The following is a 1,392-nucleotide window of genomic DNA, read 5'->3' as shown; positions in this document are numbered from 1 at the left end:
CGGAACAACCTTGTCACCGTCTTTTACACCAAGTGCACCACCGGGGCAGAAGTCGTTCTGCACATCTACAATCAATAATACTTTTCTCATAATTTTTGACAACTTATTTCTCTCTATAACAACAGAATTAAGAAGGTGTTCACGTACAGTCTTCTGCATCCTCACTCGTGAATGTCATTTCCCGGGATAAAGTAGCGGAAACGACTGGACTGTGATGTTGTGCATGATCCCAGTGTAAGTATGTTCGCAATGTATAGGTGAGAAACCTGCAGACTCCGAAGGGCTTTGTTTGCGGAAATGTTGTACTTTTGCACAATTTTTTACGGATATCTATGAATTATTTGCTTACTATCGGACTTTTGGTTGTTTCCAATGTTTTTATGACACTGGCATGGTATGGTCATCTGAAGCTGGCTGAAAATAGCTGGTTTGGCAAATTGCCGCTCATCGGCGTCATCGTAATCAGCTGGCTTATCGCCTTTTTTGAATACTGTTTCCAGGTGCCCGCCAACCGTCTCGGATTCGAAGGTAACGGAGGCAGCTTTTCGCTGTTGCAGCTGAAAGTCATTCAGGAGGTGATCACGCTTCTGGTGTTTGTGATCTTCTCTTCCCTTGCATTTCAGACCCAGATCAGGATGAATCACCTGATTGGGTTTCTGTTTCTGGTGCTGGCTGTCTATTTCATTTTTAAGCAGTAGCATAAAATATCACTAAATGTAGTGATTGACTCGTAACATTAAATCGATTTTCTTTGCATGCAGTTAAGAATCCAATAAAATGTATACGATGAAACAATTGCTGATAGTATGTATTGCCCTGTTTTGTAACATATTTATCTCTTTCTCGCGGGAAAACATGCCGGGAAAAGAGGCCAATCCAAAAGATACCGTCAAGGTTTATTATCTTGATGAAGTGGTGGTGACCTCATCGGTGAAAGAAACCAACGAGCTGAAAAATATGCCTACCGCAGTATCCGTGGTCTCTCCAAAACAACTGCGGGATACACAGATTGAATCATTACCTGGCTTAAGCGCCTATATACCCAACTTTTTTATTCCGGTATATGGCTCAAAAGTCTCCACTCCAATCTATATCCGGGGTATCGGCGCAAGGTTGGGAGCGCAGACGGTGAGCATGTACGTGGATAATGTCCCCAGCTTTAATCCTTCGGCTTTCGATTTTGAATTTCAGGATATACAGCGTGTGGAGGTGCTTCGCGGTGCCCAGGGAACACTCTACGGCAGGAATGCCATTGGAGGAATTGTGAATCTTTACACCTTCTCGCCTCTCACCTTTCAGGGTACCAACCTGATGGTGGGTGGTGGCAACTACGGCCAGTTCTCGGCAAAAGTCTCGAACTATAGCAAGCTTGCGGATAATTTCGGGATCTCT

At 44.0% G+C, this 1,392-nt stretch carries 2 protein-coding genes; both read left to right on the top strand.

What is annotated here, in order from left to right; genetic code table 11:
• Positions 1 to 332 precede the first annotated feature (332 nt).
• Entirely contained in the window at positions 333 to 698 is a 366-nt protein-coding gene (locus B3B27_RS11025) for a DMT family protein (RefSeq protein ID WP_238868106.1), read from the top strand.
• Between the two features lie 88 nt (positions 699 to 786).
• The coding region (locus B3B27_RS11020) for a Plug domain-containing protein (protein ID WP_286847431.1) at positions 787 to 1,392 on the top strand (606 nt) is incomplete at its 3' end.

This window comes from Proteiniphilum sp. UBA5463 (genome assembly GCF_002427225.1).
GTDB lineage: Bacteria > Bacteroidota > Bacteroidia > Bacteroidales > Dysgonomonadaceae > Proteiniphilum > Proteiniphilum propionicum.
Note: the sequence above shows the minus strand (reverse complement) of the source record. Positions and strands in the feature narration are given on the sequence as shown.